Source organism: Phytohabitans kaempferiae (assembly GCF_042433955.1).
Taxonomy (GTDB): Bacteria; Actinomycetota; Actinomycetes; order Mycobacteriales; family Micromonosporaceae; genus Phytohabitans; species Phytohabitans kaempferiae.
The window spans coordinates 1-17,251 of the sequence record NZ_JBHLUH010000049.1 but is presented as its reverse complement, the minus strand read 5'-3'; the positions used below and the strand labels follow the sequence as shown (position 1 = coordinate 17,251).

17 protein-coding genes are annotated in these 17,251 nt (G+C 71.9%); 11 read left to right on the top strand and 6 right to left on the bottom strand.

The genetic code is table 11. The annotated features are described in order from the left end of the window. Positions 1 to 12: 12 nt before the first annotated feature. On the bottom strand, positions 13 to 915 hold the full coding sequence (locus ACFFIA_RS23335; protein WP_377253756.1) for a MurR/RpiR family transcriptional regulator: 903 nt from the start codon (positions 913 to 915) through the stop codon (positions 13 to 15). A gap of 405 nt (positions 916 to 1,320) precedes the next feature. On the opposite strand from ACFFIA_RS23335, the gene ACFFIA_RS23330 reads away from it, so the two are divergent. From ACFFIA_RS23330 to ACFFIA_RS23315, 4 genes are all read left to right on the top strand, one after another. Beyond that, a complete protein-coding gene (locus ACFFIA_RS23330) occupies positions 1,321 to 1,878 on the top strand; it encodes an RNA polymerase sigma factor (protein WP_377253755.1) in 558 nt (185 codons plus the stop codon). Further along, positions 1,875 to 3,740 carry a sensor domain-containing phosphodiesterase gene (locus ACFFIA_RS23325; protein ID WP_377253754.1) on the top strand — a complete coding sequence of 622 codons (1,866 nt, stop codon included), beginning with the start codon at positions 1,875 to 1,877 and terminating at the stop codon, positions 3,738 to 3,740. Before ACFFIA_RS23330 ends, ACFFIA_RS23325 begins: the two co-directional genes overlap by 4 nt. Positions 3,741 to 3,823: 83 nt before the next feature. Further along, positions 3,824 to 5,902 carry a phosphate acetyltransferase gene (pta, locus tag ACFFIA_RS23320; RefSeq protein ID WP_377253753.1) on the top strand — a complete coding sequence of 693 codons (2,079 nt, stop codon included), beginning with the start codon at positions 3,824 to 3,826 and terminating at the stop codon, positions 5,900 to 5,902. Then, a complete protein-coding gene (locus tag ACFFIA_RS23315; RefSeq protein WP_377253752.1) occupies positions 5,899 to 7,020 on the top strand; it encodes an acetate/propionate family kinase in 1,122 nt (373 codons plus the stop codon). Before pta ends, ACFFIA_RS23315 begins: the two co-directional genes overlap by 4 nt. On the opposite strand, the gene ACFFIA_RS23310 is transcribed toward ACFFIA_RS23315, so the two are convergent. Further along, positions 6,994 to 7,158, bottom strand: a complete 165-nt coding sequence (locus tag ACFFIA_RS23310) for a hypothetical protein (RefSeq protein ID WP_377253751.1) — start codon at positions 7,156 to 7,158, stop codon at positions 6,994 to 6,996. The genes ACFFIA_RS23315 and ACFFIA_RS23310 overlap by 27 nt on opposite strands. Before the next feature lie 116 nt (positions 7,159 to 7,274). Between ACFFIA_RS23310 and ACFFIA_RS23305 the strand changes: the two genes are divergently transcribed. From ACFFIA_RS23305 to ACFFIA_RS23290, 4 genes are all read left to right on the top strand, one after another. Continuing rightward, positions 7,275 to 9,473 carry an MMPL family transporter gene (locus ACFFIA_RS23305; RefSeq protein WP_377253750.1) on the top strand — a complete coding sequence of 733 codons (2,199 nt, stop codon included), beginning with the start codon at positions 7,275 to 7,277 and terminating at the stop codon, positions 9,471 to 9,473. 75 nt (positions 9,474 to 9,548) lie between these two features. Further along, entirely contained in the window at positions 9,549 to 10,406 is an 858-nt protein-coding gene (locus tag ACFFIA_RS23300; RefSeq protein ID WP_377253749.1) for an alpha/beta hydrolase family protein, read from the top strand. A gap of 83 nt (positions 10,407 to 10,489) precedes the next feature. After that, entirely contained in the window at positions 10,490 to 11,305 is an 816-nt protein-coding gene (locus ACFFIA_RS23295; protein WP_377253878.1) for an NAD-dependent protein deacetylase, read from the top strand. After that, complete coding sequence (locus ACFFIA_RS23290; RefSeq protein ID WP_377253748.1) at positions 11,295 to 12,227, top strand: alpha/beta hydrolase family protein; 933 nt, start codon at positions 11,295 to 11,297, stop codon at positions 12,225 to 12,227. Before ACFFIA_RS23295 ends, ACFFIA_RS23290 begins: the two co-directional genes overlap by 11 nt. A gap of 24 nt (positions 12,228 to 12,251) precedes the next feature. On the opposite strand, the gene ACFFIA_RS23285 is transcribed toward ACFFIA_RS23290, so the two are convergent. From ACFFIA_RS23285 to ACFFIA_RS23275, 3 genes are all read right to left on the bottom strand, one after another. Further along, positions 12,252 to 13,205, bottom strand: coding sequence for a zinc-binding dehydrogenase (locus ACFFIA_RS23285; RefSeq protein ID WP_377253747.1), 954 nt, complete (start codon positions 13,203 to 13,205; stop codon positions 12,252 to 12,254). Between the two features lie 72 nt (positions 13,206 to 13,277). Continuing rightward, entirely contained in the window at positions 13,278 to 14,462 is a 1,185-nt protein-coding gene (locus tag ACFFIA_RS23280) for an NAD(P)-dependent malic enzyme (protein ID WP_377253746.1), read from the bottom strand. 113 nt (positions 14,463 to 14,575) lie between these two features. Continuing rightward, positions 14,576 to 14,887 (bottom strand): S24/S26 family peptidase, encoded by a 312-nt coding sequence (locus tag ACFFIA_RS23275; protein ID WP_377253745.1) that lies wholly within the window; start codon positions 14,885 to 14,887, stop codon positions 14,576 to 14,578. An 84-nt stretch (positions 14,888 to 14,971) separates the two neighbouring features. Here ACFFIA_RS23275 and sodN point away from each other — a divergent pair, with 84 nt between their 5' ends. The 3 genes from sodN to ACFFIA_RS23260 are packed head-to-tail and all read left to right on the top strand — an operon-like array spanning position 14,972 to position 16,312. Further along, a complete protein-coding gene (sodN, locus tag ACFFIA_RS23270; protein WP_377253744.1) occupies positions 14,972 to 15,376 on the top strand; it encodes a superoxide dismutase, Ni in 405 nt (134 codons plus the stop codon). Further along, positions 15,373 to 15,882 carry a GNAT family N-acetyltransferase gene (locus tag ACFFIA_RS23265; protein ID WP_446686980.1) on the top strand — a complete coding sequence of 170 codons (510 nt, stop codon included), beginning with the start codon at positions 15,373 to 15,375 and terminating at the stop codon, positions 15,880 to 15,882. The genes sodN and ACFFIA_RS23265 overlap by 4 nt, the downstream gene beginning before the upstream one ends. 22 nt (positions 15,883 to 15,904) lie before the next feature. After that, positions 15,905 to 16,312: an ATP-binding protein gene (locus ACFFIA_RS23260; RefSeq protein WP_377253743.1), complete on the top strand. Its 408-nt coding sequence runs from the start codon at positions 15,905 to 15,907 to the stop codon at positions 16,310 to 16,312. 54 nt (positions 16,313 to 16,366) lie between these two features. Here ACFFIA_RS23260 and ACFFIA_RS23255 read toward each other — a convergent pair whose 3' ends face one another. Next, entirely contained in the window at positions 16,367 to 17,080 is a 714-nt protein-coding gene (locus ACFFIA_RS23255) for a FadR/GntR family transcriptional regulator (RefSeq protein WP_377253742.1), read from the bottom strand. Positions 17,081 to 17,251 lie beyond the last annotated feature (171 nt).

Here is a 17,251-nt window from a genome sequence, read left to right as displayed (position 1 = left end):
CGGTCGGTGGAGTCAGCCGCGACGGCGGCGTGTGCCGGGCTCGTCGCGCAGCCGGTGTGCCTCGACCGCGCGGGCGGTCACTTCGAACGCCTCGGTGGTGCGCTCGTAGGTGCGCTGGGCCACCGCGACGTAGATGAGGTCGAGCGCGACGAGTTGGGAGTGCAGCGCGGAGAGCGCCGCGACCCGGAACGTCGTCTCGTGCACTGCCGTGGTCAGCGTGATGTCGGCCGTCTCGCCCAGCGGCGACCGCTCGAACGAGGTGACCGCCACGGTCAGCGCCCCCTGGGAGGCGGCCTCGGCGAGCATCTCGATCACCTCGCGCGTGCGCCCGCCGTGCGACAGGGCGATCGCGACGTCGCCGGGACCGAGGAGGGCGGCGTTGGTCAGTGCCTTGTGCGCGTCCTCCCGGTACCACACCGGGATGCGGATCCGCTCCAGCCGGAAGGCCATCTCGCGGGCCGCGGTGCCGCTGCTGCCGAGCCCGAAAAGCTCCACGCGGCCGGCGGTGGCGATCGCGTCGGCGACCCGGGCGACCTGGTCGAGGTCGAGACCGGCCGCGGTCTCCTGGATGGCCCGGGAGTCGGCGCTGGCGATGACGCCGAGGACCCGGTCGAGCGGGTCGCCGGGCTCGATCTCGCGATCGATGTCGGTGTCCCATCGGGCCTGCTCCTGCCGACCGATCTCGGCGGCCAGCGCGACCCGCAGCGCCGCGTAGCCCCGGAAGCCCAGCACGCGGCAGAAGCGCGTGATCGTCGCGGTGGAGGTGCCGGCCCGCTCGGCAAGGTCCACGATGGACGCCTGCGCCGCCACGGCCGGGTCGTCCAGGATCTGCTCCGCCACGCGCTGGAGCGCGTCGGGGAGCGAGGACAGCTCCATCCGGAGCCGCCCGATGACGCCCTGGGTCTGCACCGCCACCGTAATTCCTTTCATCGTTGCCTAGTGATGAAGAAAATTACGATTGACGAGCGGGTCACGTCAAGAGCGAGCGTAAAAATTTTGATGGGCACGGGCGGCCCAACCCAGCTGTTTGACCACATAGGACCAAGCGTGTGCCTGCGGCTACATTCCGTAATGGTTCATCGCTAGCTCCACTATCGACCGTTCGTACTGTCTAGTTTGGCCGTTCAGCCTAATGACCCCTGGTAGTACGCATGACCACCGATCTTGTAGGGAAGTTGTGCCGCTCAACGCACCTCTCAACCAACTCCTACCGACAGTGATATGCGGGACCATGAGGGGCGGGGAGCGAACGATGATCAATCTTTTGACGCTTGGGGGAACCAGCGTGTCAGCGCGCGGATCCGACGAGGTGGAAGCGGCGTGACCGTAGTCGAGCCCAGCACGACCGCCGCCGAACAGCGGCTGGTCGAGCTGGAGGCTTCGTTCGAGCAGTTCTGCAAAGACAACATCGTCGCGGTCGAGCGGTTCCTCCGGAGCCAGTGCGGTGACCGCGAGCTGGTCCAGGAGGCCGTGCAGGAAACGTTCATCACGGCCCGGGACAAGTGGGAGGAGATCAGCGGCTACGAGAAGCCGCTGGCCTGGATGTACAAGACGGCCCGGTACAAGCTGCTCAACCAGCGGGCACGCCAGCGCCGGGAGGCGGCCGCACCGCTCGACGAGGTGCCGATCGAACGTCTCGTGGCACCGCCCACCGACTCACGGGAGGCGCAGGAGCAGCTCCTCGAGTGGCTGCGCCGCATCCCGCCCCGCCAGGCGGCCGTGTTCGCGCTCTTCTTCGAGGGCTGGAGCGACCCGGAGGTCGCGCGGATCCTCGGCATGGCCGACAACACCGTCCGGTCGTACAAGTCCGCGGCCCGCCGGCGCCTGCGCGAGATCGCCGAGGAGGCGGGGTTCACCTCGCCCGACCGAGAGCGGTGACGGTGGACCTCGACGACATCCTGGCCCTCGCCGCCAGCCACAAGCCCACCGCCTTCGAGCGGGCCAGCGCCAGCCGCAACACGCGCTGGGTCCAGCAGCAGTACGCGCGGGCCAAGGCCGACGGCCGCGACCTGGTCGGCGATGTCGACCTGCACGACCCGCTGCGCGGCGACACGGGCGAGGTGCCCCGGATCACCCGGGCCGCACAGGTCGCAAAGCAGGGCACCGTGCGGTGGGATGCGGCGACCGGGGAGATGGCCTGGTCGGACGAGATGTCGCTGATCTTCGGATGGCCGCCCGGCGTGGTCCGTCCGTGCGTGGAGACGCTCTACCGGCTGATCCATCCCGACGACGCCCGCCGCGTCCGCAGGGCGGCGGCCTCGGCCTGGCGCGAGCTGTCCGCCAGCGAGCTGACCTGCCGGGTCATCCGGCCCGGCGGGATCACGCGCTGGGTCCACTGCTACATCGAGATCCTCACCGGCGCCGACGGCACGCCCCAGGGGATCATCGGCACCGCGCAGGACGTCACCGAGCTGGAGCTGGCCCGGCGGGAGCGCGAGCGGCGGGCGCGCCGGCGGGCGATCGTCGAGCGCGAGTCGGGCAACCTCACCCCCGGCAACGGCCTGCGCACCCGCGGCGGGTTCACCGACGAGATCGACCGCGCGCGCCGCACCGGCAGCGGCGTACTGCTCGTCGTCGCCACCGAGCCGCAGGGGGGCATCGAGCCCGAGCGGCTGTCGGAGGTGATCGCCAACTTCGTCATGACGCTGGCCCGCCGCACCGACATCTGCGGCCTGCTCGGGCCGGGCCAGCTCGGCGTGCTCATGCCAGACACCGGTCTGCGGCCGGCCACCTCGCTCGCCGAGACGATGGTCGAGAAGCTCCGCGACCAGCTCTTCGTCGCCGGCCCGCACGGCGCCCGCGTCGACGCCTGGGGCGGCCTGGTCCGCTTCGAGGCGCACGACGAGAGCAGCAGCATCGACCTGCTCATCGACGCCGAGTCGGCCTGGCGCCACGCGAAGGAGACCGGCGCGGTCCTCAAGGCGTTCCCCCGGCCAGCCCCGGCCGACGAGCGCCAGGAGACCTGGCGCACGCGCGTGCGCGCGGCCGTCGCGGGCAACGGCTTCACGCTGTACACGCAGCCGATCCTCGACCTGCGGCTCAACCAGATCACCCGCCAGGAGATCCTGCTCCGGCCGCTCAACGACGCGGGCAACCCGGTGCCGCCCTCGGCGCTGCTCGACATCGCCGAGCGGGTCGACGAGACGCTGCCGATCGACCTGTGGGTGATGGACAACGCGTTCGAGCTGATCGCGCAGGGGCCGCCGACGCCGCACTACCAGATCAACGTCTCCGGGCGGTCGCTCGGCGAGCCGGGGCTGCTCGGCCGCGTACACGACCTGCTCGACAAGCACGACGTCGACCCGCGCCGGATCACCTTCGAGATCACCGAGACCGCGCGAATCGACAACCGCTCCGGCGCGCTGCACTTCGCCCGCGCGATCCGCGAACTCGGCTGCCAGCTCGCGCTCGACGACTTCGGCACGGCCTACAGCTCGCTGATCTACCTCAAGGCGTTTCCGATCGACCTCGTGAAGATCGACGGTACGTTCATCAGCGACATCGTCAACTCCCCCACCGACCAGGCGCTGGTGCGCTCCATTGTGGAGGCGTGCCAGGCGCACGGCGTGCTGACCGCCGCCGAGTACGTGAAGGACGACGCCACCATCGAGCTGCTGCGCGGCTTCGGCGTCGACTTCGCGCAGGGCTACCGGGTCGGGCCGCCGATGCCGATCGCCGGGGCACCGGCCTCGTCCGGCACGTCCATCGAGCTCGACCTGCGCATGGACCCGACGGCGTAGCGACCGGCCGGTCCGGCACCTCGCCGAGGTAGTTTTTCCTGGCCGGCGCGCGGGCGGTCAGGCCGACCCGACAGACTGGGGCGGTGACACGAAGCGTCTACGTCGCCGGCCTCGGCCCGGGCGGCGGCAAGTCGACGATCGCGCTCGGGCTGGCCGAGCTGCTGTCCCGCCAGGTCGAGGGGATCGGTGTGTTCCGCCCACTCGCCCCCGGGCCGGCAGGCTCCCCCGCGGGGAGTGAGACCACCGGCCACGACCCGATCCTCGATCTTCTCCGCGAGCGCTACCGGATCGGCGACCCGTACGAGGAGCTGTACGGCGCGACGTACGCCGAAGCGGGTGAGCTGCTCACCAGCGGGCGGCGGGAGGAGCTGATCGCGCTGATCGTGGGGCGCTACCGCGAGGTGGAGCGGCGCCACGAGGCGATGGTGATCGTCGGCAACGGGCTGCGGGCCGACGACGAGACCGACGAGATGGCATTCAACGCGCGGCTGGCCAACGAGTTCGGCAGCGTGGTCGTGGCGGTGGTCGACGGGCTGGAGCGGGAGCCGGCGGAGATCGCGGCGGCGGCCGGTGGCGGATACCACAGCCTGCGCGACCTGGGCGCGACGGTGCTGGCCGTGATCGCCAACCGCGTGCCGCCCGGCACGGTGATGCCGGAGCTGCCCGTGCCGGCGTACGCGATCCCCGAGGTCCCGACCGTCTCGGCGCCGACCGTGGCCGAGGTGGCGGCGGCACTCGGCGCGACCCGGCTGGCCGGCGACGACGCCGCGCTCGACCGGGACGTGCTCGACTTCGTGGTCGGCGCCGCGCACGTGCCGCTCGTCCTCGGGCACCTGACCGACGGATGCCTGCTGATCATGCCGGGCGACCGCGACGACCTGCTGGTCGCGGCCGGTGCGGCCCGGGCCGCGGGCTCCCCCGCCATCGCCGGCGTGGTGCTGACGCTCGGCGTACGGCCCGATCCGCGCGCGATGCGCCTCGTGGAGTCGCTCGGCGCCGGGCTGGCGGTGCTCTCGGTGGCGGCCGACAGCTACCACACGGTCGAGTCGGTCGGGCGGATCGAGGGGCGCCCCTCCGCAGCCAGCCCGCGCAAGGTGGAGGCGGCGATCGGCGCGTTCGAGTCCAGTGTGGACAGCGAGGAGCTGATGCGGCGGCTGGACGTGGCGCGGGCGCCCCGGATGACGCCGCTGATGTTCGAGTACGAGCTGATCGACCGCGCCCGGCTGGTCCGCCGCCACCTGGTGCTGCCGGAGGGGTCCGAGGAGCGGATCCTGCGCGCCACCGAGACGCTGCTGCGCCGGGGCGTCGCCGGTCTCACGCTGCTCGGCGACCCGGACGAGATCGCCCGCAAGGCCAAGGACCTCGGGCTCGCCATCGACGGCGCGTCGGTCGTCGACCCGGCGGCGAGCCCGTGGCTGGACGAGTTCGCGGCGGCGTACGCGAAGCTGCGCAGCCACAAGGGCGTCACGCTCGACCTGGCCCGCGACGTGGTGCGCGACGTCAGCTACTTCGGCACGATGATGGTGCACACCGGGCGGGCGGACGGCATGGTCTCCGGCGCCACGCACACGACCGCGGCGACGATCCGGCCGGCGTTCGAGATCATCAAGACCGTGCCGGGCGTGTCGGTCGCCTCCAGCGTCTTCCTGATGCTGCTCGCCGACCGCGTGCTCGTCTACGGCGACTGCGCCGTCAACCCCGACCCCGACGCCGCCCAGCTCGCCGACATCGCGCTGTCGTCGGCCGAGACCGCCGCGCGGTTCGGCATCGAGCCGCGGGTCGCGATGCTGTCGTACTCCACCGGCGCGTCCGGCACCGGCGCCGACGTGGAGAAGGTCGCGGCGGCCACCGCGCTGGTCCGGGAGCGCCGCCCCGATCTGCCCGTGGAGGGGCCGATCCAGTACGACGCGGCGATCGACCCGAACGTGGCCCGCACCAAGCTGCCCGGCAGCACGGTCGCCGGCTACGCCACGGTCTTCATCTTCCCGGACCTCAACACCGGCAACAACACGTACAAGGCGGTGCAGCGGTCGGCCGGCGCGGTGGCGGTCGGCCCGGTCATGCAGGGGCTGCGGCGGCCGGTCAACGACCTGAGCCGGGGCGCCACGGTCAAGGACATCGTCAACACCGTGGCGATCACGGCGATCCAGGCGGCGTCATGAAGATCCTGGTGCTCAACAGCGGCTCGTCGTCGGTCAAGTACCGGCTGTACGACGGCGACACGGTCGTAGACAAGGGAATCGTCGAGCGGGTCACCGACCACGACGCGGCACTGGCCGAGGTGACCCGGCGGCTCGACCTGTCCGGGCTCGACGGTGTGGGGCACCGGGTCGTCCACGGTGGACTGCGGTTCAGCGAGCCGGCTCTGGTGACCGACGAGGTCGTCGACGCCGTACGCGAGCTGATCCCGCTGGCGCCACTGCACAATCCGGCAAACCTGGCCGGCATCGAGGTGGCGCGCAAACTGCTGCCCGGTGTGCCGCAGGTGGCGGTCTTCGACACCGCGTTCCACCGCACGCTGCCGCCGGAGGCGGCCACGTACGCGATCGACGCCGAGCTGGCGCGGCAGCACGGCGTACACCGGTACGGCTTCCACGGCACCTCGCACGCGTACGTCTCGCGCCGCACCGCCGCCCTCCTCGGGCGTCCATTGGAGACGGTCAACACGATCACGCTGCACCTGGGCAACGGGGCCAGCGCGTGCGCTGTCGAGGGTGGACGGTCGGTCGCCACCTCGATGGGACTAACGCCACTCGAAGGACTGGTGATGGGCACTCGTTCGGGTGACATCGACCCGGGCGCGCTGATCTACCTGGCCCGCACCGCCGGGCTGCGCGTGGACGACCTCGACGACCTGCTCAACCACCGCAGCGGCCTGAAAGGGCTGGCCGGCGCCGGCGACATGCGCGAGGTGCTGAGCCGACGCGCCGCCGGCGACCCGGCCGCGACGCTCGCCCTGGCCGTGTACTGCCAGCGGATCAAGGAGTACGTCGGCGCGTACTACGCGCTGCTGGGACGGCTGGACGCGATCACCTTCACCGCCGGGGTGGGCGAGCGGGCGGCGGCGGTGCGTGCCGAGTCCCTGGCCGGAATGGCGCGGCTGGGCATCGAGGTCGACGCGAAGCGCAACGAAGGCGTGCGCGAGGGGATCATCTCGCCGGACGGTGCGCCGGTCACGGTCTGCGTGGTGCCGACCGACGAAGAGCTGGAGATCGCCGTGCAGGCGCGCGGTGTGATCTCCGGCGGGGGCGCGTCAGCCGACGGCCAGGTAAGCCACTAGTGCGATCAGGATGACCGCCAGCACCGCGATGCCGACAATCAACGGCAGGCGGGATGGCGCCGCGTCCGCGTCCGCGTTCTGTGCGAAGGAACGGAACGCCTCCGTATTGCCACTCGGGTCCACGTACTCGTCAGACATGGCCATGACCATAGCGTGGTAGGGCTGCCCCTACCACGAAGGCGCGGTGTGCCCCACCGGAAAGTGGGGTGCGCGCTGGATCGAAGTGGATCAGCCCCGCTCATAGCGTCATCGGCATGACCACATCCATGTTGCGACCGCCCGCCATCAGGCCGGACGAAAACCTGACCAGTCACCGGCGGCCGCGCAACCTGGCCGCCACCATCGCCCGCTTCAGCGCGCGGCACCGGGCCACGGCGATTGTCGGCTGGCTCCTCTTCGTGGTCGTGGCAACCGCGCTCAGCGCCGTGATCGGCACGATCGGCGCCGAGGACAGCGACTACGGCAACGGCGAATCCAAGCGGGCCCAACAGATCATCGACGCGGCCGGCTTCCCGGATCGGGCCGGCGAGATGGTGATCGTGCAGAGCGGCACGCTCACCGCCGACTCGATCGAGTTCCAGACCGCGGTCCGCGACGTCGCCGCCGCCGTCGAGGCCACCGGGCAGGTGGAGAACGTCAACACCGACGCGGTCTCCGAGGACGGGCGGTCGGCGCTGGTCACGTTCGCCATGAAGGGCGACCCGGAGACGGCCGCCGACCGGATCGAACCGGTGCACGACGCGGTGAGCGGCGTGCAGGAGCGGCATCCCGACCTGATGATCGCGCAGACCGGCGAGGTCAGCGTCGACGAGGCGATCGACTCGCAGGTCGAAGGCGCGCTCGCCACGATGTCGATGCTCTCCCTCCCGGTGACGCTCGGCATCCTGCTCGTGGCGTTCGGCGCGCTGCTGGCCGCCGTGATCCCGCTGGGCCTGGCGGTCACCGCGTTCCTGGCGTCGCTCGGCCTGCTCGCGGCGAGTTCGCGCCTCTTCCCGGCGGACACCACCGTCACCCACCTGATGCTGCTGATGGGCCTCGCCGTCGGCGTCGACTACTGCCTCTTCTACATCCGTCGGGAACGCGAGGAGCGGGCCGCCGGCGCCAGCCCCGAGCAGGCGCTCGCCACCGCCGCCGCCACTTCCGGGCGATCGGTGCTGATCTCGGCGATCACCGTTGTCATCGCGATGTCCGGCATGTTCCTGACCCAGGACACCACGTTCATCAGCCTCGCCACCGGTACGATCCTCGTCGTCGCGGTCGCGGCCATCGGCTCGCTGACGGTGCTCCCGGCGATCCTCGCCAAGCTCGGTGACCGGGTCGACCTCGGCCGCATCCCGGGCCTGTACCGGCGGCAGTCCAACGGCCGGTTCTGGCGCTTCGTACTCCGCGTCGTGCTGCGCCGCCCCGGCATCTCCGCGGCGCTCGCGGCGGGCGCGCTGATCGCGCTGGCGCTGCCGGCGCTGGGCATGCGGCCCGCCTCGGACGGCATCGAGGGGGTCAAGCACGACAAGGCCGCGATCAAGACGTACGACCAGGTCCAGGCCGCCTTCCCCGGCGGCGCCGACCCCGCCACCGTGGTAATCAAGGCGCCCGACGTCACCGGCCCCGCGGTCACCGCGGCGATCGCCGACTTCAAGGTCAAGGCGCTGGCCACCGGCCAACTGCACGAGCCGATCACCGTCGAGGTCAACCCCGACCGGACCGTCGCCCGCGTGGGCATCGGGCTCTCCGGCACGGGTACCGACAAGGTCTCCGAAGACGCGGTACGCACGCTGCGGGACGACGTCATCCCCGGCTCGCTCGGCAGCGTCGACGGCGCCGAGGTGGCGGTCACCGGCGGGGCGGCCCAGTCGGTCGACTTCAACCACGCGCTCACCCGGAGCGTCCCGCTGGTCTTCGCGTTCGTGCTCGGGCTGGCGTTCGTCCTGCTCCTGGTCTCGTTCCGGTCGGTCGTGGTGGCGGTGACCGCGATCGTGCTCAACCTGCTCTCGGTCGCCGCCGCGTACGGCGCCCTGGTGCTCGCGTTCCAGCACGGCTGGGGCTCGGGGCTGATGGACTTCCAGGAACGCGGCACGATCACGAGCTGGATCCCGCTGTTCCTCTTCGTGATCCTGTTCGGCCTCTCGATGGACTACCACGTGTTCGTGCTGAGCCGGATCCGCGAGGGGTACGACCGGGGCTGGCCGACCAAGCTCGCCGTCTCGCGCGGCATCCAGAGCACGGCCGGCGTGATCACCAGCGCCGCGGTGGTCATGGTGGCGGTCTTCGCGCTCTTCACCACCGCCCCGTTGACCGCGATGAAGGAGATGGGCTTCGGGCTCGCGATCGCGGTGCTGATCGACGCCACGATCGTGCGGGCGGTGCTCCTCCCCTCCGTGATGGCCCTGCTCGGAGAGCGCAACTGGTACCTGCCGCGCTGGCTCGGCTGGCTGCCGCGCCTTTCGCACAACTGAACTGCGTCCTGACGGCCGCCGTACGGGAACCGGAAAGCCGGCCCCCGTACGGCGGTCCGTCCGTACCGTCAAAACATGAAGCGGTTCACAGCGGGGCTCGTCGGCGTGGTCCTGCTGCTCGCTTCGGCGGCGTGTGGCGTTTCGGCGCCACACGCCGCTACTTATGTGGCTTCCTACGTGCCTCCTCCGGAGGTGCCGTTTCCGGTCGGGGTCCGCATGATCGCGCTCAGCCGGGGGCCGGCCCGCCCGCTGCCCACCACCATCTGGTACCCGGCGGTACAGGCCGGCCGGGACGCTCCGGTCGCGGCCGGGCGCTTCCCGCTCGTGATCTACAGCCACGGGCTGCACAGCCTCCCCGCGTACCATGCCGAGATCATCAGCCGCTGGGTCTCGGCCGGCTTCGTGGTCGCCGCGCCCGCCTACCCCCGGACCCGCGAGGGCGCCCCCCGCTTCAGCCGTGCCGACGTGCGCAACCAGCCCGCCGACGCGTGGTACGTGGTGCGCAAGGTGCTGGCGCTCGCCGCGTTCGCCGGCCGGCTCGACGGCGGGCGGATCGGCGCTGCGGGGCACTCGGCCGGCGGCTACACCACGGCCGGGCTCTTCACCGCCGGCCACGACCGGCGGCTGCGCGGCGGCATCGTGATCGCCGGGGCGGGGATGGCCGGCGCGTTCGCCGGTGCGCCGGCCGCGATGCTCTTCGTGCACGGCACCGACGACCCGACCGTGCCGATCGAGGCGGCCCGCGCGGCGTACGACCGGGTGCACTGGCCGAAGGCGTTCCTCGCGCTGCCCGGGCAAGACCACGGTGCCTACCTGAGCCCGGGGCGGCCCGGGTTCGCCGAGGTGGTGGCGACCACGCTCGACTTCCTCCGGTGGACGCTCTACGGCTCGCCCCGGCCCGCGATGTTCGGCCAGGCTCGCCGAGGTCGCTGACCAGGCGCCGCGAAGCGGGGCGGGGCGCGCGGACGCTGAGGCACCATGGATGGGTGATCGACGGGACCGAGCGGCTGGCCGAGATGGTCGCGGAAGGTGGCGTCGCCGTCCTGACCGGCGCGGGGCTCTCCACCGACTCCGGCATTCCGGACTATCGAGGACCGGACGGCGCGCAGGTCCGGCGCGCCCCGATGACCTACCAGACCTTCACGGGCGACCCGGCCGCCCGCCGCCGGTACTGGGCACGCAGCCACGTCGGCTGGCGCACGATCGCCCGCGCCGCGCCCAACTCCGGGCACCGGGCGGTCGCCGACCTCCATGCCGGCGGGCTGCTGCGCGGCGTGATCACGCAGAACGTCGACGGCCTGCACCAGGCGGGCGGCTGCGCCGAGGTGATCGAGCTGCACGGCAACCTCGACCGGGTGATCTGCCTCGACTGCGGCGACGGCACCGGGCGCGACGACCTCGACCGGCGACTGCGCCTGGTCAACCCCGAGTTCCACGCCCAGGTGATCGCGGTCAATCCGGACGGCGACGTCGACCTGCCCGAGGCGGCCGTGGAGCGGTTCCGGCTGGTCGGCTGCCGCGCCTGCGGGCGGGGCACGCTCAAGCCGGACGTGGTCTTCTTCGGCGAGACGGTGCCGCGGCCGCGGGTCGACGCGAGCTTCGCGCTGGTGGAGGACGCCCGGCTCCTGCTCGTACTCGGCTCGTCGTTGACGGTCATGTCCGGCCGGCGGTTCGTACTGCGAGCGGCGAAGCTGGGCATCCCGGTCGCGATCGTCAACCGCGGCGTGACGCGCGGCGACGGATACGCCACGCTCACGCTCGACGCGCCGCTCGGCACGGTGCTGCCCGACCTGGTCCGGCTGGTGGGCGCGGGAGGCGTCGTTGCGCGCTAGGTGTACTGCCCTGCTCGTCGCGGTGCTTCTCCTCGCCGGCTGCTCGGTGTCCCTGCCGCGACCGGCGAGCACTCCGGCACCATCGCCGACGGGCACGCCGGCACCGACGACGACGGCGCCCGCGCCGGCCGCGACCGGTCGGGCCCCGGCCGAGACGTTCGGCGTCGAGACCCGGCAGCTCAGCCTCAACCGGGAGGGCCGCCCGCTTCCGGTGACCATCTGGTACCCCGACGCCGCCACCGGCCGCTTCCCGGTGATCCTCTTCAGCCACGGGCTGAAGGGTCGCCCGGCCGACTACGCGCCGCTGCTGGCGGACTGGGCGTCGGCCGGGTTCGTGGTCGCCGCGCCCGTGTACCCGCACACCAGCCGCGACGCCGAACGGTTCGACGCGCTCGACGTGATCAACCAGCCGGCCGACGCCTCGTACGTACTTACCCAGGTCCTCGCGCTCGACCGGCGGGCCGGCGACGTGCTGCGCGGGCGGCTGGCCACCGACCACGTCGCCGCGGCGGGGCACTCGGCGGGCGGCATCACCACGGTCGGCCTCTTCAGCGTCGCCCGGGACGAGCGCCTCGACGCGGGCATCGTGCTCGCCGGCAGCGCGCTGGGCGTGGGCCTCGGCTTCACCGGACCGCCGGCGCCGCTGCTGTTCGTACACGGCGAGCGGGACTCGGTCGTCTCGTACGCCTCGGGCAAGGCCGCCTACGACAGCGTGCCGTGGCCGAAGGCGTTCCTCACGCTGCCCGGCGGCGATCACGGGCAGACGCTGCTGGACACGGGCAACCGGGCGTACGACGTGGTGGCCGGCGCGACACTCGACTTCTGGCGCTGGTCGCTCTACCAGGACGCGGACGCCAAGCGCCGGCTGCCTCAGGACGCGGGGGCGTCCGGGCTCGCCCGCCTCGACAACCAGCTCGGATGAGCGGCCCCGCCACCGTACGCGCGGCTAGCGCGTGTGGTCGACGACCACCTTGCCGAAGACCTCGCCGGAGTGGAGGCGGGCAAACGCCTCCTCCACCGACGAAAACGGATGGACGCTGTCGACCACCGGTCGGATGCCCCGCTCCTGGCAGAGGGCGAGCAGGCCGGCAAGCTCGTCGGGGGTACCCATGGATGTGCCGAGGATCTCCAACTGCATCGCGAAGACACGACGCAGGTTGACCTTGGGCTCGTGGCCGGACGTGGCGCCGGAGACCACGATGCGACCGCCGGGCGCGGTGGACTTGAGCGAGTGGTCGAACGTCGCCGCGCCCACCGTCTCGATCACCACGTCGACCCGCTCGGGCAGGCGCGCGCCGGGCTCCAGCGCGGTGGCGCCGAGCTCGGCGATCCGCTCGCGCTTGGCCGCGTCGCGGCTCGTGGCGTAGACCCGCTTGCCGAGGGCCGCCGCCAGCACCACCGCCGCGGTCGCCACACCGCCGCCGGCGCCCTGCACCAGCACCGCCTCGCCCTCGCCGACCCGGCCCCGCGTGGTGAGCATGCGGTACGCGGTCAGCCACGCCGTCGGCAGGCAGGCGGCGTCGGCGAAGGACACTCCGGCAGGCAGGGGCACGAGGTTGGCCCGGGGTACGGCGACCCGCTCGGCCAGCGTCCCGGGGTAGCGCTCGGAGAGGATCGAGTGGCCGCGCGGGTCACCCGGGTCGTCGATGACCGGGTACACCACGACCTCCGCGCCGGACGGGTCGACGCCCGCCGCGTCGCAGCCGAGGATCATCGGCAACTGCTGCGCGGAGAGCCCCACGCCACGCAGCGACCAGAGGTCGTGGTGGTTGAGCGAACTGGCCCTGACCTCGACCGTTACCCAGTCCGGGCCGGGCGGCGCCGGCTCGGGCCGCTCCCCCACGCCGAGCACGGCGAGTGGGTTGTCGTCGTCGAACGCGGAGGCGTAGGCGGCACGCATGATCGTGACGCTAGCAAAGGCGTGGCGGCAGGTGGACGCCTCCGCCGCACTGGGCGACGGAGGCCACAACCGTCACGCGCGGGCCACTCCGTCACGCCGGGCGGCTTCCGCCACCGCCTCGGCCACCGCCGGCGCGACGCGCGGGTCGAGCGGCGAGGGCACGATCGCGTCCGGCCGGAGCGCGTCGACCACCACGCCGGCGATGGCGTCGGCCGCCGCCACCTTCATGCCGTCGGTGATCGTCGTCGCCCGCGCGTCGAGGGCGCCGCGGAAGACGCCCGGGAACGCCAGCACGTTGTTGATCTGGTTGGGGAAGTCGCTGCGCCCGGTGGCGACCAGCGCCGCGTACTTGGACGCGACGTCGGGGTGCACCTCGGGAGTCGGGTTGGCGAGCGCGAAGACGATCGACTCCGGTGCCATGCCGGCCACCGCCCGCTCCGGGATCTGACCGCCGGAGACGCCGATCAGCACGTCCGCGCCGGCCAGTGCCTCCTCGATACCTCCGGTGACGACCGGCCCGTGGCCGAACGCACCGTTGGTGGTGGCCGCCAGCTCCGCCTTCACCGGGGTGAGGTCGCTCCGCCCGCCGTGGATGATGCCGCGCGAGTCGGCGATCGCGACCCGGTCGGCGTCGACCCCACCGGCGATCAGCATCTTGGTCACCGCGACCCCGGCCGCGCCCGCGCCGCTCACGACCACGCGCAGGTCGTCCATCTTCCGGTCGAGCAGGGTGATCGCGTTGCGCAGCGCGGCGAGCACCACGATCGCCGTCCCGTGCTGGTCGTCGTGGAAGACCGGGATCGGCAGCGCCTCGTCCAGCCGTCGCTCGATCTCGAAGCACCGGGGCGCCGAGATGTCCTCCAGGTTGATCCCGCCGAACGAGGGCGCCAGCGCGGTCACGACCGCGACGAGCTGGTCGACATCCTGCGTGTCGAGACAGATCGGCACCGCGTCAACGCCGCCGAACTGCTTGAACAGCACCGCCTTGCCCTCCATGACCGGCATGGCGGCGCGCGGTCCGATGTTGCCCAGGCCCAGCACGGCGCTGCCGTCGGTCACGACCGCGACGGTGTGGCCGGCCCAGGTGTACTCGTCGGCCAGGTCAGGCTCGGCCGCGATCGCCTCGCACATCCGGGCCACGCCGGGTGTGTACGCCAGCGAGAGATCCTCGCGGCTGGTCAGCGGAACGGTGGCGGCGACGGCCATCTTGCCGCCGCGGTGCAGCTCGAAAACGGGATCCGAAGAGGACGGTGACATGCGATGACTCCCCACGTGTGTATCCATCGCTCGCGCCTGGCGTCGAACGGTGCGGCCCGCCCTGCTCTGCACGCGACGTTGGGTGCGCGAGGGGGCGGCGCGCGGTGCGGGGGTCACCCGGTCCGAAACTTGAGCATAAACCCCGGCCGGGGCCAGTAGCGCACCACCACCCGACCCACCACGTCTGCTACCCCGTACGCCCGGGAATCATCCTTGACCAGGTCATTGTCTCCGTGTATCCACCAACCGCCGTCCTGTGCGCGGACCGCGCGCTTGACCACGAGCAGGTCGGGGCGGGATCGGAATCTCGCCACCACGATGTCGCCGGGGCGCACCGCGCGGCCTCCGCGCCGCACGATCAACGCGTCGCCGTCGCGCAGTGTGGGCACCATTGACGGCCCCCGCACGAGTACGGCGAATGCCATGTGTGTTTCACCTCTCCCGCTCGGGGCAGTCGGACGAGGAGTAGGGTCTTTCCCGGATCATCGCAAACGTCATGGAGGGTCCTTATGCGACTTCCACGCATCCTTGCTCCGCGCACGGTAGTAAGCGCCCACTGCGACCTGCCGTGCGGCGTCTACGACCCGGCGCAGGCGCGGATCGAGGCCGAGTCGGTGAAGGCGATCGCCGAGAAGTACCAGGCGAACACCGACCCCGAGTTCCGCACGCGCTGCCTCATCATCAAGGAGCAGCGCGCCGAGCTGGTCAAGCACCACCTGTGGGTGCTGTGGACCGACTACTTCAAGCCGCCGCACTTCGAGAAGTACCCGCACCTGCACCAGCTCTTCAACGAGGCCACCAAGCTCGCGGGCGCAGCCGGCGCCAAGGGCTCGGCCGACCCGGCCAAGGCCGACGAGCTGCTGGGCAAGATCGAGGAGATCTCCAAGATTTTCTGGGAGACCAAGCAGGCGTGACGCCAGCTCCCTCAGAGATCACGATACGGCCGGCGCGTCCCGACGACGTGCCGGCCGTTGTCACGATGGTGCACGAGCTGGCCGAGTTCGAGCGGGCGCCCGAGCAGTGCCACCTCACCGAGCCGCAGTTGCGGGCCGCCCTCTTCGCGCCCCAGCCCGCGCTCTTCGGCCACGTCGCCGTACGGGGCGGTCAGGTCGTCGGATACGCGCTGTGGTTCCTCAACTTCTCCACCTGGGAAGGCGTGCACGGGATCCACCTGGAGGACCTGTACGTCCGCCCGGAGGCCCGTGGCACCGGGGCCGGCCGGCTGCTGCTCACCACCCTCGCGCGGATCTGTGCCGACCGTGGGTACCAGCGGCTCGACTGGTGGGTCCTGCACTGGAATCCGGCCCGCGACTTCTACGGGGCGCTCGGCGCCGCTGCCATGGACGAGTGGATCCCGTACCGCCTTTCCGGGCCAGCCCTTCACAAACTGGGGATGCGGGAACCCGCCGATCGACCGTGAACCGGTAGAGTCGCTGGGCGGGGTGAGTCAGCTGACTGTGCATGTGGAGCCGGTGATCGAAGACGACGTCGTGTTGCTCACCGTGCCGGCCGACGTCGGCTACCTGGGGGTGCTGCGCACGGCGACGGCTGGCCTGGCCGCGCGCCTGCATTTCGCGCTCGACGAGATCGAAGACCTGCGGATCGCGGTCGACGAGGCGTGCGCGATGCTGCTGGCGATCGCGAGGCGCGACGCCGAGCTGGAGTGCCGCTTCTCCGTCACCGAAGACGCGCTGAGCGTGGAGGTCGCGGTCAACACGGTGCGGGGGGCCCGCCTGCCGGCCGAGTCCTCCTTCGCGTGGAAGGTCCTGACCGCGCTCACGACGGCCGCCTCCGCCGCCGTCGAAGGCCACCGCGCCTCGATCCGCCTGCTGACGCGCCGTTCTCCGTAGGTTTTGCAGGCCGCTGCCGGCCCAAGCGTGCCCGACCGGCCTCTGCGGCGTGGGTCAGCGGGGAGCGTCCTGCGGTGCCAGCGCGGTCCGGATGAAGCTGATGTGTTCGCGCGCGACCTTGGTCGCGCCGTCGGCGTCCCGGGCCTTGACGAAACGCAGGATCTCCCGGTGGTCGGCGTCGACCTGGCGCCAGAAGCCCGCCGGCGCCCCCGCGGCCACGTCACGCTCGTTGGAGACCTGGTAGAGCGGGCGGCTGAGCAGCTCGAAGAGCGGGTTGCGGGTAGCGGCGACCAGCGCCGTGTGAAACGCGCGGTGCGCGGCGAGCATCCCCGGCACGTCCGTCCGCTCCGGGTCGAAGAGCGCGGCCTCCAGATCGGCCAGGTGCTCCGCACCGCGCCGCCGCGCCGCCTGTGCGGCCGCCGGCACCTCCAGCGACTCGCGTACCTCGAGCAGGTCGCGCAACCCCGCCGTGGAGGTGTTGATCAGCAGGTTGAGCCCGGTGGTGAGCGTGTCGGAGAGGACTTCCGGGCTGGGGTGGGCGACGAAGCTGCCCCCGGTCACGCCCCGTGTGGTGACGATGAGGTGCTGGCTGGAGAGCAGGCGGAGCGCCTCCCGCACGGTGCTGCGGCTCACCCCGGAACGGACGCACAGCTGCGGCTCGGTCGGCAACCGCTCGCCCGGCCGGAGCCGCCCGGACGTGATCTCGGCCCGGATGTCTTCGGCGAGCGTCTGGTACGCCGGCGGCCGCACTGCCCCCTCTGGACCCACGGCGACACTTTAGGTGCGGCAGCGCGCGAAAGGCGGCAGAGCCATCCGTTCGGGTGTCGTGTTCGGCCGAGGCAGGCGCTTTGGCACTCGATGGGGTGACCTCGCGGGCGCCTAGCCTAGTCCCCAATGACTCTGTCGTGACGCCCGTGCCGTGCGTGAAAATCGGGGTGG